The organism is Oscillatoria salina IIICB1 (assembly GCF_020144665.1).
Taxonomy (GTDB): domain Bacteria; phylum Cyanobacteriota; class Cyanobacteriia; order Cyanobacteriales; family SIO1D9; genus IIICB1.
Map to the genome: position 1 here is coordinate 1 of NZ_JAAHBQ010000018.1, position 24,565 is coordinate 24,565.

The following is a 24,565-nucleotide window of genomic DNA, read 5'->3' on the forward strand; positions in this document are numbered from 1 at the left end:
CTGGGGGAGAGGTTCAAATCTTGAACTTAACAATTACCACCATTAACCGAACTAAGAATTTAAGAACCTAACCCCCCTACCCCCTTCCCTACAACCGAAGGGGGAGTAAAGAATAGTTTTAAACCTTTTCTTCTTCTTCTCCCCTCTCCTCGTAGGAGAGGGGCTGGGGGAGAGGTTCAAATCTTTATTGACTTAAAATCTGCTGCAAATTGTAAAAAAAAACGCCCCCGCTCAAGCAAATTAGTTAAAATTAAATTACCACAAAATTAACCTAATATTGTTATGGAAACCATCTTAGGTAGTTTATTCATCCTAACTTTAATCACAGGTATTTCCGGACTGAAAATTGACCGAGAATACGAGCGGGGCGTAATTTTTCGCTTAGGTCGCTATCATCAAACTAAAGGACCCGGTATGTACTGGATTTTGCCCGTAATCGACCAAAAAGCACAAGTAGATATTCGCACCAAAACTGTTGATATCGCCCCCCAAGAAACAGTCACCGCCGACAGCGTAACTATTAAAGTTAATGCTGTGCTTTATTATCGTATTATTGACGCTAACAAAGCAATTAATAACGTCGAAAAATATCAAACCGCAGTTTACCAAGCTGCAATGACGACTTTACGCAACGTAGTCGGACAAAATAATCTTGACGACGTTCTCCAAAAGCGCGATAAAATTAACTTCAAAGTTCAAGAAATTGTTGATGAAATGACCGAACCTTGGGGCGTAGAAATCGAGCGCGTAGAAATTCGAGACGTAGAAATTCCTTTAGCAATGCAACGCGCAATGGCGAAAGAAGCCGAAGCTTTACGAGAAAAAAGAGCGCGTTTAATTAAAGCTTCCGCCGAACAAGAAGCCTCGATTAAATTAGCCGAAGCTTCTAAGAAAATTGTCGAAAATCCCGCCGCGCTAGAGTTACGTCGCTTGCAAATGCTCACAGAAATTGGTGCAGAAAATAATACCACTACTTTAATTATGATGCCGTCGGATTTTATTTCTTTGGCAAAGCAATGGACAGAATCACTTCAGCAGAATAAAAATGTTTCTGTCAATGGTGCTGCGAAAGAGATAATTGATTCTCATGGGGAATTAAACAGCGAAGAAACTTGATTGTAGAGACGTTGCATGCAACGTCTCTACATAATTTGAATTGAGGTGAGTAAATAACATTCGATCCTCGTCCCTTGGCTCCGCCAGGGGACGCACACCCAAGGCTCTGCCTTGATTAAAATGGAGGCTGGAGGTTTCATTCCCCGGCAGAGTCAGGGAACGAGAAAATTATCGACGGCAAAATTTGGATTCATCGAGATGGTACAGAAGAGGGTGTTGCTAGTGAATTTCTGAATGCAGGTATTCCCAAAGAACGTATTGTTTTAGCCTTTAAGTCCCCTAGTGTGAGGAAGCATACAGGATTTGCGATCGCGTAATTTCTCAAGCGCGATTTTGAGGAAGAAATTTTTCCTTAAAGTAATTATTATTGAAGCAAATTATTTAATTTAGAAACCGTGGACTCTGGTTGACCATCAAGAGGAAAAATTAAAATACTCTTAACTTCTGGATTATTAACCAAATTTTCTAAATGATGAAACTGTCGTTCTGTGATAGCAATTCCATCAGTTTGTTTGACATACTTTAATTCTTCTTGAAAATTTTCCTCATTATAAACTTGAATAAAAACACGGTCAACATTCCATTTTTGCCAGTCCGCAGCAAAATATCTCTTAGCCCAATAAGGATTATGATGACAAAGATCGAAACTAACGGAAGGGTTAGCTTGTTTCATCTCAGAAATTAACAGTTGCACAAACTTCGTTAAATTAGCAGTACGGTCAACTTTCCCAGGAAGTTCTGCATGATATCCCAAATAATCATCCCATTGCACTGCATCAATTTCTGGATATTTAGTCACAAATTCTACAAGAATATTTTTGAAAAAATCAGCAACTTCAGGTATTTCTACATCCAGGACATAATGGTCAACACCAGGATGCGTTTTATCTACACCAGGAACTATCCATTTGCGAGAAACAGCTAAGTCAAATACGGGACTATTCTCGTCAATTTTAATACCTTTTTCAAAGTAAGCATGAACTTCCATTCCTTGTTTATGAGCTTCATCAATTAACCAATCTAACCATTTGTCTTGAAACTCGTTAGGACAGCTTTGGTAGCCTAATGTTTGTTGCATAACTTGACTATTATACATCGTACAAGCATTACCCCAAACTCCATGAATAATGGTATTAATTCCTTGAGAACGATAGTAGCGTACTCGTTCGCGAATGGTTTGTTCGCTAGCGTTATTCGTGATTTGGTAACGACTTAAATAAACACCTCGAATTGCTTTTTGTTCCCAAGGAGTTTTTGGTTTTGCTGGTAATGGTGAAGCTGGTTGAGTTGCTGGTTCAAGTTTTTCTAAGTCTGTTGCAGAAGGAGAAGGAGAAGCTGAAGGAGTAGGATTAGAATTAGGTTTTGTCGAAGCTATGGGAGTCGGAGTTGATATCGGAAGAGAGATTTGCTGAACTTTGGAGAAAAGTTGGCTAATATTGGGAATTCCATATTGACTAAACCACCAATAACCACCACCTAAGACAACTAGAATGAGAGAAATTGGAATATTAGCGCAACCACATCCACTGGGCTTTTTTTTCTGGTTTGACATTGTTTAGATAGGTGAAATTGAGCCGATACTGAGAGAATTAATAACTAAATTTTCATTAACCAGGGAAAAAGTCCAACGCAGCCTCAAATAAAAACAGCAACACAAACTAATCGGGTTAGCCAAGTTTTTCTGACTAAATTTTTCTGAATTAGATGAGTTAAAGTATGTTCGATAATTGTCATTTCTTCGAGCTGATAAATCAATTAAATGGTGATTAAAGCTTGTGAATTTAGAAAAGCAAGTTGCTTAAAAATGTCTGGAAATAATCTCATTATTTACTAGTGGTAAAAAATCATTATTAATCTACCGCAGCAATTCCTGCTAAGTTGAGAATTTCGGGAATCAAATCTTCTCGTTTAACCGCCATCATGTGAACTCCATGACAAATTTGCTTCGCTAATTTTACTTGTTCGGCGGCAATTTTCATTCCTTCTTGAAGGGGTTCTGCGGCATTTGCTAATCTATTAATAGTTTCGTCGGGAATATTGACACCGGGAACGCAACGATTAATAAATTGAGCATTTTTTGCGGATTTTAAGAGGAAAATTCCAGCTAAAATTGGCTTATTTGTGTTGACTGCAACTTGAGTCATAAATTTGTCCAATTTATCAAAATCACTGATTAGTTGACTTTGGAAAAATTGCGCCCCTGCTGCCAATTTACGCTCGAATCTTTTTTGTAAACTAGCCCAACTTTTTAACTGAGGGTCAACAGCAGCACCACAGAAAAGATTTAAAGGTTCGTCAGTGAGGGGTTTATCGTTGTAATCGAAACCTTGATTTAGTTTAGCAATTAATTTGAGTAGACGCACAGATTCGAGATCGAAAACACTTTTTGCATCTTGATGATCGCCTGCTTTGACTGGATCGCCTGTTAATGCTAATATATTACGAATTCCGAGAGCGTGAGCGCCCATCAAGTCAGCTTGTAAACCGATACAGTTGCGATCGCGGCACGCAATCTGACAAATTGGTTCTATTCCCTGTTGTAATAAAATTGTCGATGCAGCTACGGATGACATTCGCAGCACTGCCCGACTGCCATCGGTTACATTAACAGCATGAACTCTACCTTGCAGAGTTTTTGCCATTTTTAGCATTCTAGCTGGATTTCCGCCTTTGGGAGGCATAACTTCAGCCGTAATCAAAAATTCCTTTGCTTGAATAGCGCGACGGAAACGGGTAGTCATGGAAAATTGGTAGTGGGTAGTTGGTAATTGGTAGAGACGTTATCGAAAACATCTCTACAGCTAATTGTTAGAGAGGGGTAGAATAACCGAAAGCAGATTTGACTCTCGCGAGAGTTTCATTAGCTACGGCTTCTGCTTTTTGGCGACCATCGCGTAAAATTGACTTAAGATAGTCGCGATCGCTCATAATCATCTGATACTTTTCTTGAATTGGCTTCAATGCTTCGATGGTAGTTTCCGTAAGCAGAGGTTTAAACTGTCCCCAACCCATATCTTGACACTCAATAGCAACTTCTGACTTAGGTTTACCTGACAAAAGACCATAAAGCGTCAAAAGATTGTTACACTCAGGACGTTCCGGGTTATCAAATTCCAAACCCTTGACAGGATCGGTTTTACAACGTTTAATTTTTTTAGCGATCGCCTCTGGAGGATCGAGTAAATTAATTCTACTCATCTCTGAAGGATCTGACTTAGACATTTTACTGGTTCCGTCAGTCAAACTCATCACCCGCGCACCTTCAGTCCGAATTAAAGGATCTGGTAACTTTAATACAGGTTTGTCTTTGCTACCAAATTGATCGTTAACTCGAACAGCAATATCGCGAGTCAATTCCAAATGTTGCTTTTGGTCTTCCCCTACAGGTACTTTATCGGTATCATAGAGCAAAATATCCGCCGCCATCAAGACAGGATAGTCTAACAAACCCACACCAACATTTTCCCCTTGTTTGAGCGCTTTTTCCTTAAACTGAATCATCCGCTCCAGCCAATTCAAAGGCGTGATACAGTTGAGTAACCAGGTAAGTTCGCTATGAGCGGGAATGTGGGATTGAATGAAAATTGTCGAATAGGCTAAATCGATCCCGCAAGCCAAATACAAAGCAGCTACCTTGTAAGTATTATCGGCTAAAGTTGCGCGATCGTGAGGTACAGTAATCGCGTGTAAATCTACCACGCAAAAGAAATTATCGTATTGTTGCTGAATTTCTACCCAGTTGCGAATTGCACCTAGATAGTTACCCAGATGTAAATTTCCAGTTGGTTGAACTCCAGAGAGAACTCGCTGCTTACTCATTCCTATAGCTTAAGATAGTCGTGCTGGCACTGCCCAAATGATTATAGTAGTTTGGGGTAGTTATGTAGCATTTTTCTCATTATGACTCAATCTTCGTCTCATCAGGATCTCGCGCAACTAAAAAAATGTCTCGCTTTAGCACAAGATGTCGAAAAACACCAGGAAGCGAAACAATTATTTGAGCAACTTTATGAAAAACTGGCTGAAGAAAATCCCCAAGCCGCGAGTTTACTAGATACAATCTGGCAAGAATTAATTGCTGCGCGTCGTTCCGAGACTTTTTGGCATAAAATTAGTGATTTTGAGAAAGATATGGCCGATCAAATGTTCCAAAATTTAACTCAATCTCGCCAAAATTATCTTCGTTTGATGCAAGAAATGTAGCTTTATTTTTAGTTCGTAATGAGGGCTTTATTCTCAAAATTATTTTTTTTTCACAGTTATTATCCTTCTTTGAGCTACCTCAAAGACAAAGCAGGGAAGTTTTATCACAGTAAAAGTAGCATTCAATAGCCCCTAATCCCGAAAAGGTGAGCCAGATGAGTCAGACAACCCTAGATATTCAGAAAGCCCCCGGACACCAGATTTTAGCAGCCACGGGTAAGAAATATCTCCGTCCCGGAGGACGCAGTGCGACAGAACAACTTCTAAAGTGGGCAGATTTTCAACCCCATGAAACGGTCTTGGAGTTAGCTGCAAGTTTCGGCTATAGTGCAATTACCCTAGCCCAACGTTACGGGGTCAACGTCATCGGCGTTGAAAAGAATAGCGAAAGCGTCCAAAAAGCCCGTCGAAATGTGCAACTGGCAGGATTAGAAAACCAAATTGAAATTATTGAAGGCGATATCTTTCACTTAGAAGCCATTTCAGGACAGTTTAATTATGTCCTTGCAGAAGCGATTCTTTCAATGCAAGCGGCTTCGGGGAAAGCGAAAATTTTGACGGGAGTTCGTCAAAAACTGAAGCCAGGAGGCAAATTTTTGTCCCACGAACTTTTAGCCCAAGCTAAAGAAGCTCAAATTCATAAAGATTTAGCCCAAAGCATTCGCAGCAACACAACACCAATTTCCGAATCAGGATGGTTAGAACTTTGTGAAAATGCCGGATTACAGGTGCAGCAACACAAAATAGGCGCGATGGGATTACTGAGTCCTCGGCAAATGATTATTGATGAAGGTCTAGGAAATACCCTCAAAATTGGCTGGAATATTTTCACCCATCCCCCGATTCGTCAACGGGTTTTGCAGATGCGAGCGGTTTTTCAAAAGTACCGTCACGAATTAGGATACATCATTCTCTGTGCAACAACCGGAGAAGGGGAAGAAACTTCAGCGTGATGAATCTTTCTCAAAGCTACTATAACCCAATCGATAAATAGATAACAATGACAACCCAAACAAATCAACCTACCCAATCGTTTTTCCTCAACCTCCAAGATAAGATTGAATATCCTCAAGAGGGAATTCTTAGCAACGTTCTTCTCAAAGACTCGAACTGTCAATATACCCTATTCTGCTTGGCTGCGGAAACAGAGATTTCTGAGCATACTTCTACCCGCAATGCAACTGTTAATATCCTAGCCGGGAACGGGACATTAACCTTAGAAGGAAAAGAGATTGCCCTGTCCCCAGGGGTGTTTGTTTTTATGAAAGCCAATGCACCCCACGCCCTGAAAGCTGAGGAAAATTTAGCGTTTTTGCTCACCCTCTCGGAAAGCGAAAAAACTAATTAGGATTTTCAGAATGCTCCCCTTGCGCGATCGCGTCCAACTCGACTCGATCTAAAATGATAATCTGTCCGCCTCGCTGATAACTCAGTACCGACTTCAGACCCTTGACCAAACGGACACATTCTTCGTAGCTAATCCCAATACTGCGGGCTAAACGATAGTAAGGGAGCTTCATCTTGAGCGTTTGACCCTTTGGATTCACTTCTACCCCATACTGGTCAGCAAAATGTAAGATCATACGCGCTAACCGAACAATGGCTCGTTCAGATACTAAGCCATGTACAGTGTTATGCAATTCTTGCAGTCGGGCGTTAAACACTGCCAACATCTGCAAGGCAATGTCGGGATGTTCCTGAATGGTCGCCAGTAAAACCGATCGCTCTACAGTCAGAATTTCACAGTCTGATTGCGCTGTAACCGTCGCTGGTGCAATTTGGTTTCCCACCAAGGCAGGAGCAGCAAAGATTTCCCCCTTAGTCAAGCTCCGTAAGACAGTTTCTTTGCCAGTGGTAGCAATTTTGGTGACTTGTAGCGAACCTCGCAGTAAGCTATACAACCGAGGAGCTAAATCATCCCCTTCATGCAGAATAATCTCTCCCTTATGGTAGAAGGATACCTGAGTATAAGGTTGCAACTTCTGACGTTCTTCATCACTTAAGGAGGCAAACAACTGAATTTGTGAAAGTTGCTCAAGGGTAGCGGGCATCTTAACTTTACCGATAGGAATTTTTGAGTTGTGAAGGGCGCGATCGCGAAAAAAAAATTACGTTTATGAGCTACCTCATAGAACTCAGCACACGGTTTGAGGATAATCCACTCGTAGCGTTAAAGACGATTATGACAACTACCCCTTCTACCGTATCAGTCTTTTCTCAACATTTAGGCATGAGTGAAACTCAAGTCAATGAAATTTTATCTCAGTCCCTCGCTGAGTGTCTCAACTCCCCTGAACTCCAACAACTATTAGAGAGTCTAGATATCCGCAAACTCCAAGAGACTTTACCTACTGCGGGTACAGTCTTACAAAAACGCTTACCCCCTTTCTACCATTGGCTGAAAAATGAATTAGGAGTGGCGCGAGTTCCTGATTCCCCAGACCATACTACTACTTGGGTCATTGGCTTCCTTAACCACACCGAAACCCTCAATCATTTAGTGAAACTCCACCGTCCCGTACCCCCCTCAGCCGTAGAAGCATCAGTTCCCCGCTTAGTAGCCACCTTTGATGGAGTGGAAGATGAGGCAATTCGTCAAGAGTGGCAAAAAGCGATTGCTGCGCTCTGTGTCCCCTTAGTCATAGATGCTCGTCAACGAGAAACTGTTGCCCAAGCCCTTTAAAAAACGCAATAGAAGCTAGTTATTTTGTCAAGAAGAAACTAGCGTAAGAGAAGTAGGAGCTACATCCTAACTTTGATAACTCTTTTCATGATCTGTATTTAACCAATCAATTTGATTATGACGGATTCAACTCTTCCTCAGAGTGCTACAGCCACTAAAAGCAAGGGACTCTCTCTACCCGCTTGGCTGGTTCTCATTTGTCTCGTTGCCTTTACCATTCTCTTAACCGCCGGAGCAGTGATTTGGAAAAATGCCCCCCCCATTCCTGAAGCCATACGCTCTCCCCAACAAGAAGTCCTCATCACCAAGGCAGACATTCAAGATGGACAAGTCACTTATCTCGCTCGTGGGGGTCAACATTTAGGAAGTATTTGGGGACATGGAAGCTATTTAGCCCCCGATTGGTCAGCCGATGTCCTCCATCGCTGGGGTTTAGCCACAGCAGGGGTTTTGTACAACGGGAATCCTGACTTCTCTCAAGCAGACTTAGAAGTTCTTTCCCCAGAGAAGCGGGCGGGTTTAGAAGCAAGGGTTCGCCAAACCTTCAAAACCAATCGCTATGACCCCGAAACCCAAGAGTTAATCTTGACTTCCTCTCAAGCTCAAGGGTTACAACAAGTTTTCCGGGATTACCACGAACTATTAATTAATGGTTCTCCCGTTCAGTCAATTCCCAGCCACTGGTTTAAAAATGATACTCAAATCCATAATGTAACAGCATTTTTTACTTGGACAGCTTGGGCGGCGGTGGCAAATCGTCCCAACGCGCCTTTTTCCTATACTGCCAACTGGCCCCATGATGATTTGGTGGGAAATCAACCGCCAGGACAGTTTTTGGTGTGGTCAATTGTTTCAGTGATTACGTTAATTGCAGGAATTGGGATTTTCCTGTTTGTCTATCTGACTCAAGAGGAATCGGAAGAAGTTCAACCCGTTCCTGCTCGTCCAGCAATGGCAATTCCTACACCGAGTCAAAAGGTTACGTCTTTATTTTTTGGCGTGGCGATGGCTTTGTTTCTGTTTCAAATTGTCATGGGAATGTTTACCGCCCATTATGCAGTGGAAGCGGAAGGCTTTTATGGTCTGCCGTTGAGCAACTTTCTACCCTATGCTGCCTCTCGGACTTGGCATTTACAATTAGGGATTTACTGGATTGCTACTTGTTGGCTTGCCGCCGGACTTTATTTTGCTCCCCGCTTTGGACAGAAAGAACCAAAGTATCAAGGGGTAGGCAATATGATTCTGCTGATTGCCTTAGCTGGCATTGTGGTGGGGTCAATGATTGGCACTTGGGAAGCGGTGACTGGCGTTCTCAGTGTGAAGAATAGCTTTTTGTGGGGACACCAAGGCTACGAGTATGTGGAGTTAGGTCGCGTTTGGCAGGTGTTCTTGATTGGGGGCATGGTGTTTTGGCTGTGGTTATTGTACCGCGCTTTTCGCCCTGCCCTGCAAAAGGAAGAAAATCCCACCGGGTTAAGTCACTTTTTCCTATATAGTGCGATTACCATTCCTTTGTTTTATTCCGTTGGCTTGATGTACACCAGTCATACCCCTGTGAGTATTGCGGAGTATTGGCGTTGGTGGGTGATTCACCTCTGGGTTGAAGGCTTTTTTGAAGTGTTTGCAACGGTGGTGATTGCTTATCTGTGCAGTGAGTTGGGATTTTTGAAGAAGTCTTCGGCTTTACAGGCGACTTATTTAACCACGATTCTTTATCTAGGGAGTGGGGTAATAGGGACGCTACACCATCTCTATTTTTCGGGTACACCTTCGTTTATTGCTGCATTAGGCTCGGTTTTCTCGGCTTTGGAGGTTGTTCCTCTGAGTTTAATTGGTTTTGAGATTCTCAAAGCTCTAAAGATTTCGCGGGAAGCGGAAGGGTTTTATCGTTGGCCGTTACGGTTCTTTATTGCTACCTGTTTCTGGAATTTAATTGGAGCAGGAGTTTTTGGATTTTTGATTAATCCGCCCATTGTTTTGTATTATTCTCAGGGACTCAATACTACGCCGATTCATGCTCACTCGGCTTTGTTTGGGGTTTACGGCTGTTTAGCTCTGGCGTTGATGTTGTTTGCGCTGCGGGAGCTTGTGCCGGAACAGGCGTGGAATGAGAAGTTACTGCGCTTTTCGTTTTGGTCGATTAATATTGGCTTGGCAGTGATGATGATTTTTGGGTTAATTCCCAATGGATTTTATCAGTTAACGGAATCAGTCAATCATGGCACTTGGTATGCTCGCAGTGCGGAGGTGATTACCAGTCCTTGGATGGAGTGGACGGTGTGGTTACGCATTCCGGGGGATGTGATTTTTGCTTTGGGTGCTGTGACGATGTTTTTCTTTACCGTTCGCGCTGTGATAGCGATTTTCCGTTTTCCAGTGCCGGGACGAACGGGACAATTGCAAGACGCTGAATCTTAGGTTTCAGAAGCTAATTCACTAAAAATGGACAATGGTTATCACAAAACCCAGTGGTTTTAGACAGCCATTGTCCGCACTTGTAGTTGTCGGCAATCTGTTGGGCTTGCAAAGCAGCCTTCGGCCGATCATCCCGTAAGGGATTTTTCAGTGATAACAGTTAAGTTGAAATAGAGTCAAAGTTTTCTGGAAAAGAAACATCTTCACTGTGTAGAGACGTTGCATTTTAGTCTCTACATCACATCTGTAGCTTTTTTTTCTTGAATTTACCTGAAAATTACTTAACAAGAAGCTATAAATTAGGTCGCGAACCATCAATCATAATCGAGGAAATAGCGCCATCATCGCGATATTTAGTGGTTTCAAAATAACTACCGTATTCGTCTTGGGAATTGCCATAAATTCCCGCAAAGCCTTTTGACGCAGCTAAACTGCCATTAGAACGAAAAATGATATTTTCCGCAGGTTGTTGAGCAAATTCGATGTATTCTCTCGATTCGTAATCGCTGTTATATTGGAGTTTGGCGTCACCGTAAACAGACTCAGCTTCTTTAATTAAAGTTGTTGGTCCCACTCCTTCGGAAGTGCGATAATTAGGGTTATCGGTGAGGAGAATTTTAATTGGATCGGAATCAGTTATTGGTTCGTAACTAAAATAGGCGATATAATACTGAACTTCGCCATTTTTACTAACAGAGATTGCGTCTAAGTCTACCATGAAAGGGGTGACAACTTCAAATTCAGCCTCGTCTTTTAACTGGGCTTTTAATTCACCCAAAGTCATGCCAATTTTAGCTTCACCAATGCTATTAGCTGAGATAGTTTGAGTCTCTGAAGTAGGAGGAGAAAGTTTTTGCGTTGCTTGAGTTTTACTGTCAGGAATTTCGTCTTCGCTGTTTTCGTCAGTTGGAGAAACAGTAATTTCGTTAGGGCTGTCAGTTTCTTGATTTGAAGATGTTTCCTCACGAGAATCAACAGGTGATTCTATGTTATCGGTTTGTGTCGCAGGCGTGCAGCTTGCGAGGATGATTAGTAAGCAAGGAAGCAACCAAGAGAATTTCATAGTTAGTAAGCCAAATTTTGGCGGGAATAACCTTTTTTTCGACGATAATTGGGGAAAGTACCACTATAAACAGTTTAAGTTAGCATTGCGGAATTCGGGTTGGTGAAGGGGAATCTGGATTACGAATTCTGCTCCTTGTCCGGGTGTAGAATAACATTCTAGCGTACCGCCGTGTTGTTTAGTGATGATTGAGTAGCTGATGCTTAGACCTAAACCCGTTCCTTTTCCGACGGGTTTGGTGGTGAAAAAGGGGTCAAATAAGCGCTTTCTGGTAGTTTCATTCATTCCTTGTCCATTATCAGCGATCGCGATTTTAATTTCACTATTGTTGAGAATTTCGGTAGTAATCCGAATTTGACTCGGATTGGCTTCGATTTCTTCGAGGGAGCGTTTGTGGTTATAATCTTCTAAGGAATCAATTGCATTAGCGATAATATTCATTAAAACTTGATTAAGTTGACCGGGGAAACATTCTACTAATGGTAGATTTCCGTAGTCTTTGATAACTTCTATACCGGGACTATCTGACTTAGCTTTCAAGCGGTTGTGGAGAATCATCAGTGTGGAGTCAATACATTCGTGGATGTTGACTGATTTCATTTCGGCTTCGTCGAGACGAGAGAAAACGCGCAAGGATTTGACGATTTCCCGAATGCGTTCGGAGCCAACTTTCATGCTAGAAATTAGTTTAGGCAAGTCTTTGAGTAAAAATTCTAGGTCAATAGCTTCGATTTCGTCAGCAATTTCCGAGCTAGGTTCGGGATATTCTTGTTCATATAGCTCTAATAAACTGAGTAAATCTTGAGTGTATTCCTCGGCATGAATCAGATTACCATGAATAAAGTTAACCGGATTATTAATTTCGTGAGCGATACCTGCTACCATTTGCCCTAAACTGGACATTTTCTCACTTTGGATGAGTTGGAGTTGGGTGCGTTGGAGTTGGGTTAAGGTAAATTGTAGCTCTTGTGCTTGTTTTTGAGCGGTTTCAGCAGCTTGCTGTGTTTGTTGATAAAGTTCAGCTTGGTTAAGAGCGATCGCTAATTGATCGACTACTATTTCCAGCAATTCTACCTCGCAATCTTGCCAAGCTCGTTCTTTGGTACTATGAATGCAACTTAAAGCCCCTATTTCTCCATTGAGAGTCCGAACTGGGAGAATGAGCAAAGCTTTACTATCGCAATCTTCTGGGGTTTTCTGGAAAATAAAATGAGGATATTGAGAAACGTCATCGACACGCAAAACTTCCGCGCATAAAAGCTTTTCTGTAATCGGATCGATCTCGGTAGAGTCGGGTAAACTAGCAGGATAAATACCAAGCATAGTTGCTAATTCAGGATTTTTAGCTTCTTTAATAATTTCCCAAACAGGTAAATTTGCTTCATTTTTGTACCACGCAAACATACAGCGATCGCACTGTAATAAGTTGCGCACTTCCATGACAGTAGTAGCTAAAATTGTTTCTAAATCCAGAGAGAGACGAATTAAATTTGCGAGGCGGTTAATTAACGCTTCTCGTTCAGCTAAAGCGCGATATTTAGCTTCACTTTCGATTAAAGCAGCTTCTGCGGCTTTGCGATCGCTAATATCGCGAGCAACAGTGTAAAACATTTGTTGCTCGACAGAAAAGGTGGAGTTCCACGCCAACCATTTATAAGAACCATCTTGGCAAAGATAACGATTTTCAAAAGAAATTGTCCGATTACCTCCAAGAACTTTCATCGTTTCTCGCAGAGAAGTTTCTCGGTCTTCTGGATGTATAAAATCAAGAAAAGGTTTAGCTGTTAGTTGTTCTCGCGTCCAACCGAGAGTGTTTTCCCAAGCGGGGTTAAGTTGCGTGAAATAGCCATCTCGATTAGCAATAGCGAGCATTTCAATCGAAAGGTAGAAAAAGTTATCTCGCTGTTGTTCGGCGAGGATGCGATCGCTAATATCGAAAATGAATCCATCCCAAACAATATCACCGTTAGCTTGTTTTGTCGGACGCGAACGAGCTTGGGACCACTTTATTTTCCCGGATGGGGTAATGACTCGATATTCGTGATTCCAAGGCTGTAAAGTTTCTCCGGAAATTGCAATCGAATTTTTGACTCCTGGGAGATCGTCCGGATGGACAATTTCATACATTAAAGCCGGATTTTCCTGGATCTCTTCTGAATTTACTTCGTATAACTCCCGACAACCAGAACTGACGTAGGTGAATTTTTGCGAATTATCGGAACTCAGACAAAACTGATAAATTATTCCTGGTATATTAGCTACAACTCGTTGAAAACGGATTTCACTTTCGTGTAGTGCTGTTTGTGCTTGTTGACGTTGTTCTCGTGCCAAACGTTCTTTGAGCAAAATGGATAAATATTCGGCAACTTCGGTAAGGGTGGCAATTTCGTTTTGACTCCATTTTCTGGCTACAGGTGAGTCAAAACCGAGCAAACCAAGTAAATTTTGGGAATGGGGCAAAGATACATTGAGTAAAGCACGGGTATTACCTGCTAAAATTGTTGCTGCTAGGGGTGCAATACGAGTGTCGGTGGTAACATCGGCGATCGCGATCGATTTTTGGTTCCGCAAACTATTTAGATATTCAGGTGCCGAATTTAAGTTAATTTCTAATCCTCTCGATGCAGGTATTCCTGGCGGTTCAACTGAGCGAATCACTTTTAAGTTACCTTGTTTGTCAACGGTTGAATAAGCAACTTTAATTTGGGGGAAAGATTCACTTACCAGTTGTAGTGTGCGAGCGATAACTTCCTCAACTGACATTTCCACATTAATGCCAGTGGAGATACTATTAATTAACTGCAAGCGCTTTTGGCTTTTTTTGAGTTCCTGAAAAGTTTTTTGGCGATCGCTAATTTCTGCACTTAATTGAGCCGTTCGCTCTTCTACTAATTTCTCTAACTTTTCTTGATACTGCTGTAATTGTGTTTGGACTTGTTTATTTTCTGTAATATCGCGCGCAACCACGTGCAAACATCCGTCGGCGGGTACAGCACTCCAAGCAAGCCATTTATAAGAACCGTCTTGGCAGCGATAGCGATTTTCAAAACCAATTGTTATTCCCCCTGTTGTCAGTTTTTCTACCTCAGCAACGGTGGATTCCACATCTTCTGGATGAACAAAACTACAAAATGGTTTTGCTAACAATTCCTTTGTGGAAAAACCAAGAATTTTCTCAAAAGCTGGATTAACTTGCTTAAAATAACCATCAAAGCCAGCAATTCCTAGTAAATCCCAAGAAAGGTTAAACAAATTGTCTAATTCAGTTTGTGCTTGTTTGCGCTTGTTAATTTCTGTTTGCAACTTTTGCAAAGCTACTGCTAAATCAGCATTAGTTGCCTCATCTGTTAAAAGTAAGCGATCGATTTCTTCTTCCACCGTCTGCGAGGAAGGTTGGACGAGAAACTCATCAAATTCATCTCCTTTAGCGATAAATTTAGTTTGAGTCGCCCAACAGTTAGTCTCGAATAATCGAGAAGACAAACCGGCAAATTTACCTGCTAACATGGCGCTACCCCAACAAACTCCTAATGCTTTTTGATAGCGTCCTTCCCAACTATTTTTTACTCGAAAGCGACATTCTTGACGTTCCCAGTTTAATTCATGCAGTTGCCATTTTCCCCAACCAGCAACTTTTGCCATCGCACTTAAAGCCGCAAAACCTTCTGCAAAGCGATCGTACTGAGAAATTATTTGCCAATCATCAGCGATACTGTTTCTTCCTCGATCTTGTAATGCTAAACTAAAGCGCTCAGTACCCACCATTGCTTGCATTCCTGCCATTAAACGAGCAAGAGTAGAATTAATCCACATCATCAATATAGACTTATTTTCCAACAACAAGCCTTGCTGAGGATGCCATTCAATATGTACACCTTCTAGGGTAATTTGAGGGTTAGTGGGAGGAGTTGTTGGATAAGCGATCGCGATCGCGCCCCCAATTTCGCCGTTTTCGTCTCGCCAAGGTTGCATTTCCCAGCGATGCCAAATTTCTCTCCCGTCTGGTAAAGTTAGCTTATCTAAGTCAGATTCGCTTGCTTTTCCTGACAAACAGCGATCGCTACCAGTTTGCCATTCTTGGCTCAAATCTGAAAATATTTCTTCATGTTTAGTAGCGATCGCTACTTTTTCCTCTAAACCATAATCACTAAGCCACCGTTTTGAAGCGAACAAGTAGCGCATTTGGCGATCGAACATCGCTATCCTTTGGGGTGTATGCTCTAAAAACCGTGAGAATAGTTCAGATTGTTTAATAACTTGCATATTTCCAGAATTGACAGCGCGATCGTTTTCTAAGTAATTTTTTTACTTAATTTTGTATTTTAGGCTTTCATTTTTACAACGGTAATGTGGATTTTACTTAATTTCTGTGTCTTATCAGTTTTTAGGCAAAATTTCTCAAATCAAATTTTTTAAATTTGCGTAATTTGACCAAGATAAACAATTTTTCACAGAAAAATTGCGATTATCAGTTATTGACTAGTAAATATTTTCCCGGAAATCAAGCTTGATTCTAGCTTCGAGATTTTACTCAGTTATCAGTTTATTCTCCTTATTTCCCAATCCCCAATCCCCAATCAACAGTGAACAGTGACCAATTTACCCTCGAATCTGTCGTTCTTCTAATGCCACCTTCTTGAATCTCTCCCATTAGCAATCCCATCCCAACTGTTGACTGATAACTGTTCACTGATAACTGATAACTGAACCCAATCCCCAATCACCAATCACCAACTAATCCCCTTTAAAGATAAGCTGGTTTACGGTGTTTGTATTGATTCTCTCATGGCAACGATTAACGATAACTACCTCAAACTCAAAGCCGGATATCTGTTTCCGGAAATTGCGCGACGGGTGAATACCTTTGCCCAAGCCAATCCTGATGCTAGAATTATCAAGTTAGGCATTGGTGACGTAACCGAACCCTTGCCAGAAGCTTGCCGCACAGCGATGATTAAAGCTGTGGAAGATATGGGATCTCGCGCGACGTTCAAAGGCTACGGTCCTGAACAAGGTTATGCTTGGTTACGAGAGAAAATTGCCGCCGAGGATTTCCAAGCTAGGGGCTGCGAGGTTGATGCTTCAGAAATCTTCGTTTCTGATGGCGCCAAGTGCGACACAGGTAACATTCTTGATATCTTTGGCAAAAATAACAAAATTGCCGTTACTGACCCAGTTTATCCTGTTTATGTAGACACAAATGTGATGGCAGGACATACTGGCGAAGTCAATGAAAAAGGAGAATTTCAAGGCTTAGTTTATATCCCGATTACCGCCGAAAACGATTTTCAGGCTTCTCTACCTTCAGCAAAAGTTGATTTAATTTATTTGTGTTTTCCTAATAATCCTACGGGAGCGGTTATTAGCAAAGACGAACTGAAAAAATGGGTAGAATATGCTCAAGAAAATAACTCAATTATTTTCTTTGATGCTGCTTATGAAGCTTACATCACTAACCCAGAACTTCCTCATTCAATTTACGAAATCGAAGGAGCAAGAAATTGCGCGATCGAGTTTCGTTCTTTCTCCAAAAATGCAGGTTTCACTGGAATTCGTTGCGCTTTTACTGTTGTCCCGAAAGAACTAACAGCTAAAGCGGCTGATGGTTCTGATGTCGAACTTTGGAAGCTGTGGAATCGCCGTCAATCTACTAAATTCAACGGCGTTTCTTACATTGTTCAACGAGGTGCAGAAGCAGTTTATTCGGAAGCTGGAAAGGCACAAATTAAGTCGTTAATTGACTTTTATTTGGAAAACGCCACCCTCATCCGCGAGCAACTTTCCCAAGCAGGAATCGATGTATACGGTGGGGTACACGCACCTTATATTTGGTTGAAAACTCCCGCAGGTTTATCTAGTTGGGATTTCTTCGATAAACTGTTACAAACCTGTCATGTTGTGGGAACTCCTGGTTCCGGTTTTGGTGCTGCTGGTGAAGGTTATTTCCGCATTTCCGCGTTTAATAGTCGCGAGAATGTTGAAGAAGCTATGAAACGCATCGGCGAAAAATTTAAAGTCTAAAAAGATCGGGGTGGGCGCTGCCCATCCTCGTTTGATTTTGCAAGTTTATTTATCTTTTAAATTATCTGATGAATAGTCAAGAAATTTTGATTCGAGAGGCACAACCACAAGATATTACCTCGATTATGGAATTGCTTTCAGAGCGGAGGTTTTATGAACGATAAACAAAAGCAAATTGACCCTATATCAAATGAATTTACTAACTATGAAGAAGCAGCAGAGTTTTGGGATAACCATGACACCACTGACTATTTAGAGGATTTGGAAGATGTCACTCTAGAAGCAGTGGAGTTGAAACAGCGACATTTTGAGATCGAAATAGAAGTAGATTTAATGAAAGTTTTGTCCCAACAAGCCCAACACCAAGGGGTAGGAGTTAGTCAATTAGTTAGTAAAATTATTCGAGAAAGATTTGCCGACGAAGTATTTACTTAAATCAGGAAATATGCTATATTTATTATTAAATAACGAAAAGTCTAGCGATAGATTGCGTTATCAACTGTAACTCGGAAAAATTCACCCTCGGACTCAAAGCGATCGCTATTCATGTACCAGCCAACTCGCAAGCGTGTTGGAATGGTGTAGCCGCCAAAAGTCCCTTCCTGCTCAACAATACCCCCGAAGTTGAGATAACGGAATTCAGTATTATCTGGATTTCCCCAGCGCCTTAACTCTACACTATTCAGGCGACCTGTATTTTCGGTAGTTAAGGTAAGTTCGGCTTGGTTATCGAGGGCTGGAAAGCTAAGTTGTAGCTGCGATGAGTTTGTCGTCCATGATACTTCACTACCACAGAATACCGACGGCAACCAAACTAATTCTGCTTGAAAGCGACCAAAAGTAGATTTGGCGATCTCAAGTCCTGAAGCTTGCTTAACTGGGATGAGTCCCCATAGCTTCCATTGCATAGCACCTACACCGTCTACAATTCGATCTGAGCCACGGATCGGTAAGCCATTCATACTTACTTTAGCACTCCAAATCGTGCCGCGAGATCGAGAAATAACTTGTTCTGCGGTGAAGGGAAGCCAATTTTGTAGTTTAATCTCTCCGTGCATTTTTAAGCGAACCGCTGATGCAAGTTTTGTTCCCGGTGCGATCGCGTGTTCCAGATATCTTTGCGCTGCTTGGGGAAGCTGAGAAAGTTGCTTTGATGGGAAAGTATCTTGGTTAGATTTGGCTGACTCCCACAAAGCATTAAGTGAAACCTGTTTAGTCATGGATTCCTCCAATGTCTACTCACAGTTTATTGCATCTGCCAACAATTTCTCTAAAAATACTTTCTTCTCAGACAAAATCATCAAAGCTGTTCTTGATACAAACTTTGCAACAAATTTTCTAACTTTTCTTCAGGACAACATTCAATTAACATCTCAAAAGCATCCAGCAATTTCGCCGCACTTTCTCCCAAAGTAGGACTCATTCCCCAAACATCTTGTACCCAATCTTGGGGACGTTCGTCATCAAAAATTAAACGTTCTAATAACTGTTTTGTTTCTTGCTTATCCAGAGACATAAATTTAGTTAAATTCTTAGATTATTTCAGCATATCCTGTAATTATATTATCACAAATTGAGATATTTTTGGAAATTAATTTATTTAAATTTAAATAATTGAGCGGGCAGGATGCCCGCCCCACCCCGATTATTTCCAGCCAGAACGATCCATTAATTGTACCGCTTCTGAGTTCTTTTCACCATAGCCAGAAACATTTAATTCTGACTCTTTGAATTCGCCAAAACTCGCAACTGTCTCGTTAGGTTCTAAATTGCTAATCGCGGGGAATTCATTATTTTGATTAGCAAAAATTTCTTGAGCTTCAGGAGTAGTCAAATATTCGATAAATTTAACCGCATTTTCTTGATTTGGAGCATTGGCAGCTACCGCAGCGCCACTAATATTAACATGGGTTCCGCCTTCATTTTGATTAGGGAAAAATACGCCAATATTTTCAACAATTTGTTGGCTTTGGGGGTCATCAGCTTGCTTAAGTCGGGCGATATAATAGTGATTGACGATCGCTACGTCGCATTCCCCGGCTGCTACGGCTTTGATTTGGTCGGTGTCGTTACCTTCGGGTTCGCGGGCAAAATTTTCGACTAAACCTTTTGCCCATGTTTCGGTTTCTTCAACGCCTTTTTCTTCTATTTTGGAAGCTACTAAAGATTGGTTGTAAATATTGCTCGAACTTCTCACACAAACTCGATCTTGCCACTCAGGTTCGGCTAAAGCTTCGTAGGTGCTTAATTCGTCGGGATTAACGTTATCTTGGTTGTAAACTATAATTCTTGCCCGTTTAGTTAAACCAAACCAATATCCTTCGGGACTACGAACATTTGCCGGAATTGCTGAAGTAATTGTTTCTGATTCTACGGGTTGTAAAATTCCTTCTTGTTGCGCCCGCCAAAGATTACCAACATCGACGGTAATTAAAACATCTGCGGGACTATTTTCGCCTTCGTTTTTAATTCTTTCGATTAATTCTTCGGCGTTTCCTTCGATTAAATTAACTTCGATACCTGTTTCTTCGGTAAAGTTGTCATACAATTGTCGATCGCTGTCGTAATGTCTGGATGAGTACAAATTTATTTCACCAGCATTGGCTGCGGTGGTTTCCGTGTCGGTGGTGTTAGCTTCGGGGGTGTTGTTTGTGCATCCAGCGATCGCGGCGATCGCTAATCCGGTTAAAATCCCTGCTAATCTACTTCTAGTGTCGATCATCTTGTTTTTACTTTTTTCAGTGGATTATCGATTAGTTGTCATAAAGTATTTTACAACTAATGAGATTAATTCTTAGTTGTCAAGAAACATTTTTGCTAAAATTTTTCTCAGGGAGTAGGATTCTTGGTTGAAGAAAGAGCATATTGGCTAGCATGGTCACAAGTGCCGAAAGTAGGATCTGTCTTACTGCAACGCTTGTACCAGCATTTCGGAACCTTGCAAAAAGCTTGGCTGGCTTCCGAGTACGAATTACGGGCGGTTGAGGGCTTAGGTGGAAAGACTCTTAGCATCATCGTCGCCAAGCGAAATAGCCTCAACCCAGAACAACTCCTCAGCCAACACCTCGTCAAGAACCCCAATTTTTGGACACCAGCAGACCAAGATTACCCTTATTTATTGCGAGAGATTCCTAGTCCACCCGGTTTATTATACTACCGAGGGGAGGTCAACCGCCAAGAAAATCAAGGCATTACGCCAATGGTGGGTATTGTCGGAACTCGCTACCCCACCGAACATGGACGCAGATGGACGCGCAAAATCAGCGCCGCCTTAGCTAAACACGGCTTTACCGTCGTTTCCGGGATGGCTGCGGGAATAGACACCGAAGCCCATCAAGGCTGTTTAGAAGCAGGAGGACGAACCATCGCGGTATTAGGAACTGGTGTAGATATTATCTATCCTTCTAGTAACAGAAAACTCTACGAACAAATCCAAAACAAAGGTTTGATTGTAAGTGAATATGTCGCAGGAACTACACCAAATGCGAGGAATTTTCCGCCGCGAAATCGAATTATTGCGGGTTTATGTCGGGCAGTTTTAGTAATGGAAGCGCCACAAAAATCAGGCGCATTAATTACTGCGAGATATGCTAATGAATTTGGTCGAGATATTTATGTTTTACCTAACTCTCCCGACCGCGAAGAATATCGAGGTTGTTTGAAACTTTTAAATCGCGGTGCTTTTGGCATCGAAGGCGAAGCAGAATTATTGGAAATGTTAGGCACAATTCCTCAATTAGATGTGATTGTCGAACCTCAGCAACCAATCCCCGAATTGGAACTTAGTTTAGCAAAAGTTTTGTCAACAATTGCCTCGGAAGCCATGCCTTTTGATTTAATTGTTCAAGCTGTAAACATGGATTCCAGTGCCGTTTCCGCAGCTTTATTAGAGTTAGAATTAATGGGATTAATCAGTCAATTACCAGGCATGAGATATCGCCGCAATTAAGATGAAATATCCCAGAAAAGGCGACAAATTTCCTGTAGAGACGTAGCATTGCTACCTCTCCACCAGGTAATGATATTTAGCAAACATCGGGTATTTTCTAAGAGAAAATTTCTCCAATTACTGTCAGAAACTACGCCAAACCTTGAAAAAGAAAACCAGCCCACCAGTAAGGATGTGCAAACGGTGACTCGTCCCGACAACAACTTTCTAAACGGTGAAAAGCCTTAGCGTAAGCCTCCGTATCCTTGCCGTAGCGCTCTTGGAAATACCGACTGAAACGGCTTTCTCGCCAATTTGCTTATATCGAATTCAGGTTTCTACATACTAATCATGGTTTCTGGGTCTTGGGCTGAAAGTATGCTTCTCCAAAATCCCTAAATCTCCTTGTAAAAGCAGACTAAGATTGATTCACAATCTTAGTCTGGCTCGATTTAATTTTATATTTAATGTATTTGGATTGTATTACGAGCAATGACTCGCCGATCAATTTTTCAATTCACCATTTTCCCAGGTTCCTTGAACGCGAGTACCATCGGAGAAGATGTAAACACCCTCACCGTTTTTGTCTCCGTTGCTAAATTCTCCTTCGTAGCGATCGCCGTTTTCATAGGTGCAAACTGCTTCACCGTTTAATTGACCTTCGCTAAATTCTCCCTGACAGCGAGATCCATTCGCAAAGTAATATGTTCCCGTACCATTAAACCGATTGTTACTAAACTCGCCTTCGTAACGATTGCCGTTGGTAAAAGTATAGGTTCCACTGCCGCTAAACTTCCCTTCGCTAAATTCACCTTCGTATTTATTCCCATCAGCGAAGGTTAAAGTTCCTTGTCCGTCAGGAGTTCCATTACTAAAACTACCTTCGTAACGGTTGCCGTTAGCAAATTTTCGCACCCCGACACCGTTAAATTGACCGTTACTAAATTCTCCGGTATAACTGCCACCATCGGCAAAGGTATAAGTTCCCTGTCCTTCTGGTTGACCGTTTTTCAGTTCGCCTTGATAGCGGTTGCCATTAGTATATTCGCAGGTTCCCTGACCAGAAATTGTGCCATTAGTAACACTACCAGAACATTTATTGCCGTTAGCATAAGTAAAAGTTCCTTCACCGTTGGGCGCGCCGTCTTTAAATTCACCTTCGTAACTACCGCCATCGGTAGAAGTATAAACCCCTTGACCGTTAGCTTGACCTCCTGCAAACTCGCCTTCGTAGCGATCGCCATCGGCATAAACGCGCACTCCTCTACCGCTTGGCGTTCCTGCTTGGAATTCCCCTTCGTAAGTACCCCCATCGGCAAAAGTATAAACTCCTTGACCTTGTTTTTTGCCATCAACAAACGCTCCTTGATAGCGATCGCCATTAGCATATTCACACACAACTCTACCATTTAAATTCCCGTTGCTAATTTCCCCTTCGCAACGCCCTCCATCGGGTAAGGTAACAACTCCAGCCGTTGCTAGGAGAGGATTACTAAACTCAAAGCTAGAAGCAACTAAAAGTACAATGCCTAATTTAGCAATCTTAATCATTTTCATAAACCTCAAAGCCAATTCTGCCAATTCTTTCTAATCAAACCTAATTGTCACTTCCACTCGACGGTTTCTGCCTGTGGTCGGTTGACAACTCATTCTTCCTACAGCATCTAATGCTGCTTGGTTGAGTTCGTTATATTTGCTTGGTTCTACCAGTTGTGGGCTACTTACATTCCCGTTTTGGTCAACCACAAAAGCAACTTTGACTTCATCTTTAATGTTGCGACCCTGAAGAGATGACGGATACACTGGTTCTGGTTGGGCACAACTTCCGCCTTGTCCTGAACCCGATGGAGCGCGTGCGGGCGCTCCTCGGTTGGCGGCAACTGAGCCTGGGTTGCTGGAGTCAAAGCTTCCTTGGCTTCCACCGGGATTGCTGGGTGCATTTCCCCCACTCAAATCGCCGGAAAAACCACCACCAGAGTTGGAGTCAAGGGGACTGGAAATGCTTCCCGGTCTACCTGGTGCGTTATTATTGCTGGCAATGCTACCCGGAGAATCGCTACCGAATTCGCCTTGGCTACCACCAGGAACACCTGAAGCGGAACCACTACCGAAATTATCGCGAAAAGTGCGATCGCTTCCACTTCCAGATAAGGGACTGGAAATGCTTCCCGGTTGATTGGGTGGATTGTTATTACTCGCTACCGCACCAGGATTAGTGGAACCAAAATTATTCTCGCTGTTAGTCGCAGTCTGGGAACTATTGTCTAAATTATCGCGAAAAGTGCGATCGCTTCCACCTCCAGATAAGGGACTGGAAATGCTTCCCGGTTGATTGGGTGCATTGTTATTACTCGCTACCGCACCAGGATTAGTGGAACCAAAATCATTCTCGCTGTTAGTCGCAGTCTGGGAACTATTGTCTAAATTATCGCGAAAAGTGCGATCGCTCGAACTCGACAAGGGACTCGACGTGCTTCCCGTTTGACTGGGTGGATTGTTATTACTCGCTACTTGATTAGGGTCTACTGGAGCGAAATTATCATTTGATGAGGGTGCGTCACTACCGCTTAGGCGATCGCGCAACGGTCGCTCGTTAGAATTAGATTCTAGGGGTTGAGAACTAGCTTCCCTCGACGTTTGAGCAGCAGTTTGTGATTCCTCCTCTAACTCAGTCGGTTGTGTTGTGGGAGTGGTCGCAGTAGTCGCCGTCGTTTCCGGTTGGGGAGTAGGTTCTTTTGGCTGTGCAATTTTGGGTTTTTCCGGTTCCACAGGAGTTGGAATTGGTTCGGGAACCTTCGTTTCTGGTTTCGGTTGCTTTGGTTGTTCTATTTTGGGTTTTTCCGGTTCCGGTGGAGTCGGTGTCGGTTCGGGAACCTCTGGTTTTTCTTCAGGTTCGCGAATTTCTTCTTCCTCTGGTGGTTCCTCGACGAGAATAAATTCTATCGGATCTTCGGCATAAGCTGGTTGTTTGGGCAACCAGGTTAAGATTAAAGCCAGAGCCACATGAAATAATACAGAACCCACAAAAGTCAGGGCAAGGAATTTCTTTAACTGCTCTTGTTCCCTTTTTCGCTGCTCAATACAAAAGCTAGACAGACTCATTGCTCAATCTTCCCTTCCCCAAAGTTTTTGCAAT

Annotated in this window: 21 protein-coding genes; 10 read left to right on the top strand and 11 right to left on the bottom strand. The window is 42.2% G+C overall.

The window, feature by feature from the left end:
* Nucleotides 1–282: 282 nt before the first annotated feature.
* Nucleotides 283–1,116, top strand: a complete 834-nt coding sequence (locus tag G3T18_RS06865; protein ID WP_224409800.1) for a slipin family protein — start codon at nt 283–285, stop codon at nt 1,114–1,116.
* Nucleotides 1,117–1,286: 170 nt separating this feature from the next.
* Nucleotides 1,287–1,433, top strand: a complete 147-nt coding sequence (locus G3T18_RS06870) for an element excision factor XisI family protein (RefSeq protein ID WP_224409850.1) — start codon at nt 1,287–1,289, stop codon at nt 1,431–1,433.
* Nucleotides 1,434–1,480: 47 nt separating this feature from the next.
* Here the strand turns inward: G3T18_RS06870 and G3T18_RS06875 are convergent, their stop codons facing one another.
* The 3 genes from G3T18_RS06875 to trpS all read right to left on the bottom strand — a co-directional run bounded on the left by G3T18_RS06875 (nt 1,481) and on the right by trpS (nt 4,935).
* Complete coding sequence (locus G3T18_RS06875) at nt 1,481–2,668, bottom strand: family 10 glycosylhydrolase (RefSeq protein WP_224409801.1); 1,188 nt, start codon at nt 2,666–2,668, stop codon at nt 1,481–1,483.
* A gap of 298 nt (nt 2,669–2,966) precedes the next feature.
* The gene (locus tag G3T18_RS06880; RefSeq protein WP_224409802.1) at nt 2,967–3,857 is read right to left on the bottom strand and encodes a methylenetetrahydrofolate reductase; all 891 of its coding nucleotides are present in this window, start codon (nt 3,855–3,857) and stop codon (nt 2,967–2,969) included.
* 67 nt (nt 3,858–3,924) lie between these two features.
* On the bottom strand, nt 3,925–4,935 hold the full coding sequence (trpS, locus tag G3T18_RS06885) for a tryptophan--tRNA ligase (protein WP_224409803.1): 1,011 nt from the start codon (nt 4,933–4,935) through the stop codon (nt 3,925–3,927).
* A gap of 81 nt (nt 4,936–5,016) precedes the next feature.
* Here trpS and G3T18_RS06890 point away from each other — a divergent pair, with 81 nt between their 5' ends.
* From G3T18_RS06890 to G3T18_RS06900, 3 genes are all read left to right on the top strand, one after another.
* Complete coding sequence (locus G3T18_RS06890; RefSeq protein ID WP_224409804.1) at nt 5,017–5,319, top strand: hypothetical protein; 303 nt, start codon at nt 5,017–5,019, stop codon at nt 5,317–5,319.
* Between the two features lie 155 nt (nt 5,320–5,474).
* Nucleotides 5,475–6,272, top strand: a complete 798-nt coding sequence (locus G3T18_RS06895) for an SAM-dependent methyltransferase (RefSeq protein ID WP_224409805.1) — start codon at nt 5,475–5,477, stop codon at nt 6,270–6,272.
* Between the two features lie 47 nt (nt 6,273–6,319).
* Complete coding sequence (locus G3T18_RS06900; RefSeq protein WP_224409806.1) at nt 6,320–6,667, top strand: cupin domain-containing protein; 348 nt, start codon at nt 6,320–6,322, stop codon at nt 6,665–6,667.
* On the opposite strand, the gene G3T18_RS06905 is transcribed toward G3T18_RS06900, so the two are convergent.
* Nucleotides 6,660–7,370: a Crp/Fnr family transcriptional regulator gene (locus tag G3T18_RS06905; protein WP_224409807.1), complete on the bottom strand. Its 711-nt coding sequence runs from the start codon at nt 7,368–7,370 to the stop codon at nt 6,660–6,662. The genes G3T18_RS06900 and G3T18_RS06905 overlap by 8 nt on opposite strands.
* 65 nt (nt 7,371–7,435) lie before the next feature.
* On the opposite strand from G3T18_RS06905, the gene G3T18_RS06910 reads away from it, so the two are divergent.
* On the top strand, nt 7,436–8,002 hold the full coding sequence (locus G3T18_RS06910; RefSeq protein ID WP_224409808.1) for a hypothetical protein: 567 nt from the start codon (nt 7,436–7,438) through the stop codon (nt 8,000–8,002).
* A gap of 117 nt (nt 8,003–8,119) precedes the next feature.
* On the top strand, nt 8,120–10,420 hold the full coding sequence (locus G3T18_RS06915; protein ID WP_224409809.1) for a nitric-oxide reductase large subunit: 2,301 nt from the start codon (nt 8,120–8,122) through the stop codon (nt 10,418–10,420).
* 289 nt (nt 10,421–10,709) lie between these two features.
* On the opposite strand, the gene G3T18_RS06920 is transcribed toward G3T18_RS06915, so the two are convergent.
* Together G3T18_RS06920 and G3T18_RS06925 are read right to left on the bottom strand one after the other, a co-directional pair.
* On the bottom strand, nt 10,710–11,480 hold the full coding sequence (locus G3T18_RS06920) for a hypothetical protein (protein ID WP_224409810.1): 771 nt from the start codon (nt 11,478–11,480) through the stop codon (nt 10,710–10,712).
* Between the two features lie 63 nt (nt 11,481–11,543).
* Complete coding sequence (locus tag G3T18_RS06925; protein WP_224409811.1) at nt 11,544–15,743, bottom strand: PAS domain-containing protein; 4,200 nt, start codon at nt 15,741–15,743, stop codon at nt 11,544–11,546.
* A gap of 522 nt (nt 15,744–16,265) precedes the next feature.
* Between G3T18_RS06925 and G3T18_RS06930 the strand changes: the two genes are divergently transcribed.
* Together G3T18_RS06930 and G3T18_RS06935 are read left to right on the top strand one after the other, a co-directional pair.
* On the top strand, nt 16,266–17,501 hold the full coding sequence (locus G3T18_RS06930) for an LL-diaminopimelate aminotransferase (RefSeq protein WP_224409812.1): 1,236 nt from the start codon (nt 16,266–16,268) through the stop codon (nt 17,499–17,501).
* A 153-nt stretch (nt 17,502–17,654) separates the two neighbouring features.
* The gene (locus G3T18_RS06935; protein ID WP_224409813.1) at nt 17,655–17,936 is read left to right on the top strand and encodes a CopG family antitoxin; all 282 of its coding nucleotides are present in this window, start codon (nt 17,655–17,657) and stop codon (nt 17,934–17,936) included.
* Between the two features lie 41 nt (nt 17,937–17,977).
* Here G3T18_RS06935 and G3T18_RS06940 read toward each other — a convergent pair whose 3' ends face one another.
* From G3T18_RS06940 to G3T18_RS06950, 3 genes are all read right to left on the bottom strand, one after another.
* Nucleotides 17,978–18,721: a DUF6920 family protein gene (locus tag G3T18_RS06940; protein ID WP_224409814.1), complete on the bottom strand. Its 744-nt coding sequence runs from the start codon at nt 18,719–18,721 to the stop codon at nt 17,978–17,980.
* Nucleotides 18,722–18,801: 80 nt separating this feature from the next.
* Nucleotides 18,802–19,017, bottom strand: coding sequence for a hypothetical protein (locus G3T18_RS06945; RefSeq protein WP_224409815.1), 216 nt, complete (start codon nt 19,015–19,017; stop codon nt 18,802–18,804).
* Nucleotides 19,018–19,146: 129 nt separating this feature from the next.
* Nucleotides 19,147–20,223: a Fe(3+) ABC transporter substrate-binding protein gene (locus tag G3T18_RS06950; protein ID WP_224409816.1), complete on the bottom strand. Its 1,077-nt coding sequence runs from the start codon at nt 20,221–20,223 to the stop codon at nt 19,147–19,149.
* Between the two features lie 123 nt (nt 20,224–20,346).
* On the opposite strand from G3T18_RS06950, the gene dprA reads away from it, so the two are divergent.
* Complete coding sequence (gene dprA, locus G3T18_RS06955; RefSeq protein ID WP_224409817.1) at nt 20,347–21,450, top strand: DNA-processing protein DprA; 1,104 nt, start codon at nt 20,347–20,349, stop codon at nt 21,448–21,450.
* Between the two features lie 483 nt (nt 21,451–21,933).
* Here dprA and G3T18_RS06960 read toward each other — a convergent pair whose 3' ends face one another.
* Nucleotides 21,934–22,986: an MORN repeat-containing protein gene (locus G3T18_RS06960; RefSeq protein WP_224409818.1), complete on the bottom strand. Its 1,053-nt coding sequence runs from the start codon at nt 22,984–22,986 to the stop codon at nt 21,934–21,936.
* 30 nt (nt 22,987–23,016) lie between these two features.
* A complete protein-coding gene (locus G3T18_RS06965; protein WP_224409819.1) occupies nt 23,017–24,531 on the bottom strand; it encodes a TonB family protein in 1,515 nt (504 codons plus the stop codon).
* Between the last annotated feature and the right edge of the window lie 34 nt (nt 24,532–24,565).

What these genes read in the sequence shown, in the direction of transcription:
- G3T18_RS06865 (WP_224409800.1), top strand. Translation starts at nt 283, where the DNA reads ATGGAAACCATCTTAGGTAGTTTATTCATCCTAACTTTAATCACAGGT.
- G3T18_RS06875 (WP_224409801.1), bottom strand. Translation starts at nt 2,668, where the DNA reads ATGTCAAACCAGAAAAAAAAGCCCAGTGGATGTGGTTGCGCTAATATT.
- G3T18_RS06880 (WP_224409802.1), bottom strand. Translation starts at nt 3,857, where the DNA reads ATGACTACCCGTTTCCGTCGCGCTATTCAAGCAAAGGAATTTTTGATT.
- trpS (WP_224409803.1), bottom strand. Translation starts at nt 4,935, where the DNA reads ATGAGTAAGCAGCGAGTTCTCTCTGGAGTTCAACCAACTGGAAATTTA.
- G3T18_RS06890 (WP_224409804.1), top strand. Translation starts at nt 5,017, where the DNA reads ATGACTCAATCTTCGTCTCATCAGGATCTCGCGCAACTAAAAAAATGT.
- G3T18_RS06895 (WP_224409805.1), top strand. Translation starts at nt 5,475, where the DNA reads ATGAGTCAGACAACCCTAGATATTCAGAAAGCCCCCGGACACCAGATT.
- G3T18_RS06900 (WP_224409806.1), top strand. Translation starts at nt 6,320, where the DNA reads ATGACAACCCAAACAAATCAACCTACCCAATCGTTTTTCCTCAACCTC.
- G3T18_RS06905 (WP_224409807.1), bottom strand. Translation starts at nt 7,370, where the DNA reads ATGCCCGCTACCCTTGAGCAACTTTCACAAATTCAGTTGTTTGCCTCC.
- G3T18_RS06910 (WP_224409808.1), top strand. Translation starts at nt 7,436, where the DNA reads ATGAGCTACCTCATAGAACTCAGCACACGGTTTGAGGATAATCCACTC.
- G3T18_RS06915 (WP_224409809.1), top strand. Translation starts at nt 8,120, where the DNA reads ATGACGGATTCAACTCTTCCTCAGAGTGCTACAGCCACTAAAAGCAAG.
- G3T18_RS06920 (WP_224409810.1), bottom strand. Translation starts at nt 11,480, where the DNA reads ATGAAATTCTCTTGGTTGCTTCCTTGCTTACTAATCATCCTCGCAAGC.
- G3T18_RS06925 (WP_224409811.1), bottom strand. Translation starts at nt 15,743, where the DNA reads ATGCAAGTTATTAAACAATCTGAACTATTCTCACGGTTTTTAGAGCAT.
- G3T18_RS06930 (WP_224409812.1), top strand. Translation starts at nt 16,266, where the DNA reads ATGGCAACGATTAACGATAACTACCTCAAACTCAAAGCCGGATATCTG.
- G3T18_RS06935 (WP_224409813.1), top strand. Translation starts at nt 17,655, where the DNA reads ATGAACGATAAACAAAAGCAAATTGACCCTATATCAAATGAATTTACT.
- G3T18_RS06940 (WP_224409814.1), bottom strand. Translation starts at nt 18,721, where the DNA reads ATGACTAAACAGGTTTCACTTAATGCTTTGTGGGAGTCAGCCAAATCT.
- G3T18_RS06945 (WP_224409815.1), bottom strand. Translation starts at nt 19,017, where the DNA reads ATGTCTCTGGATAAGCAAGAAACAAAACAGTTATTAGAACGTTTAATT.
- G3T18_RS06950 (WP_224409816.1), bottom strand. Translation starts at nt 20,223, where the DNA reads ATGATCGACACTAGAAGTAGATTAGCAGGGATTTTAACCGGATTAGCG.
- G3T18_RS06960 (WP_224409818.1), bottom strand. Translation starts at nt 22,986, where the DNA reads ATGAAAATGATTAAGATTGCTAAATTAGGCATTGTACTTTTAGTTGCT.
- G3T18_RS06965 (WP_224409819.1), bottom strand. Translation starts at nt 24,531, where the DNA reads ATGAGTCTGTCTAGCTTTTGTATTGAGCAGCGAAAAAGGGAACAAGAG.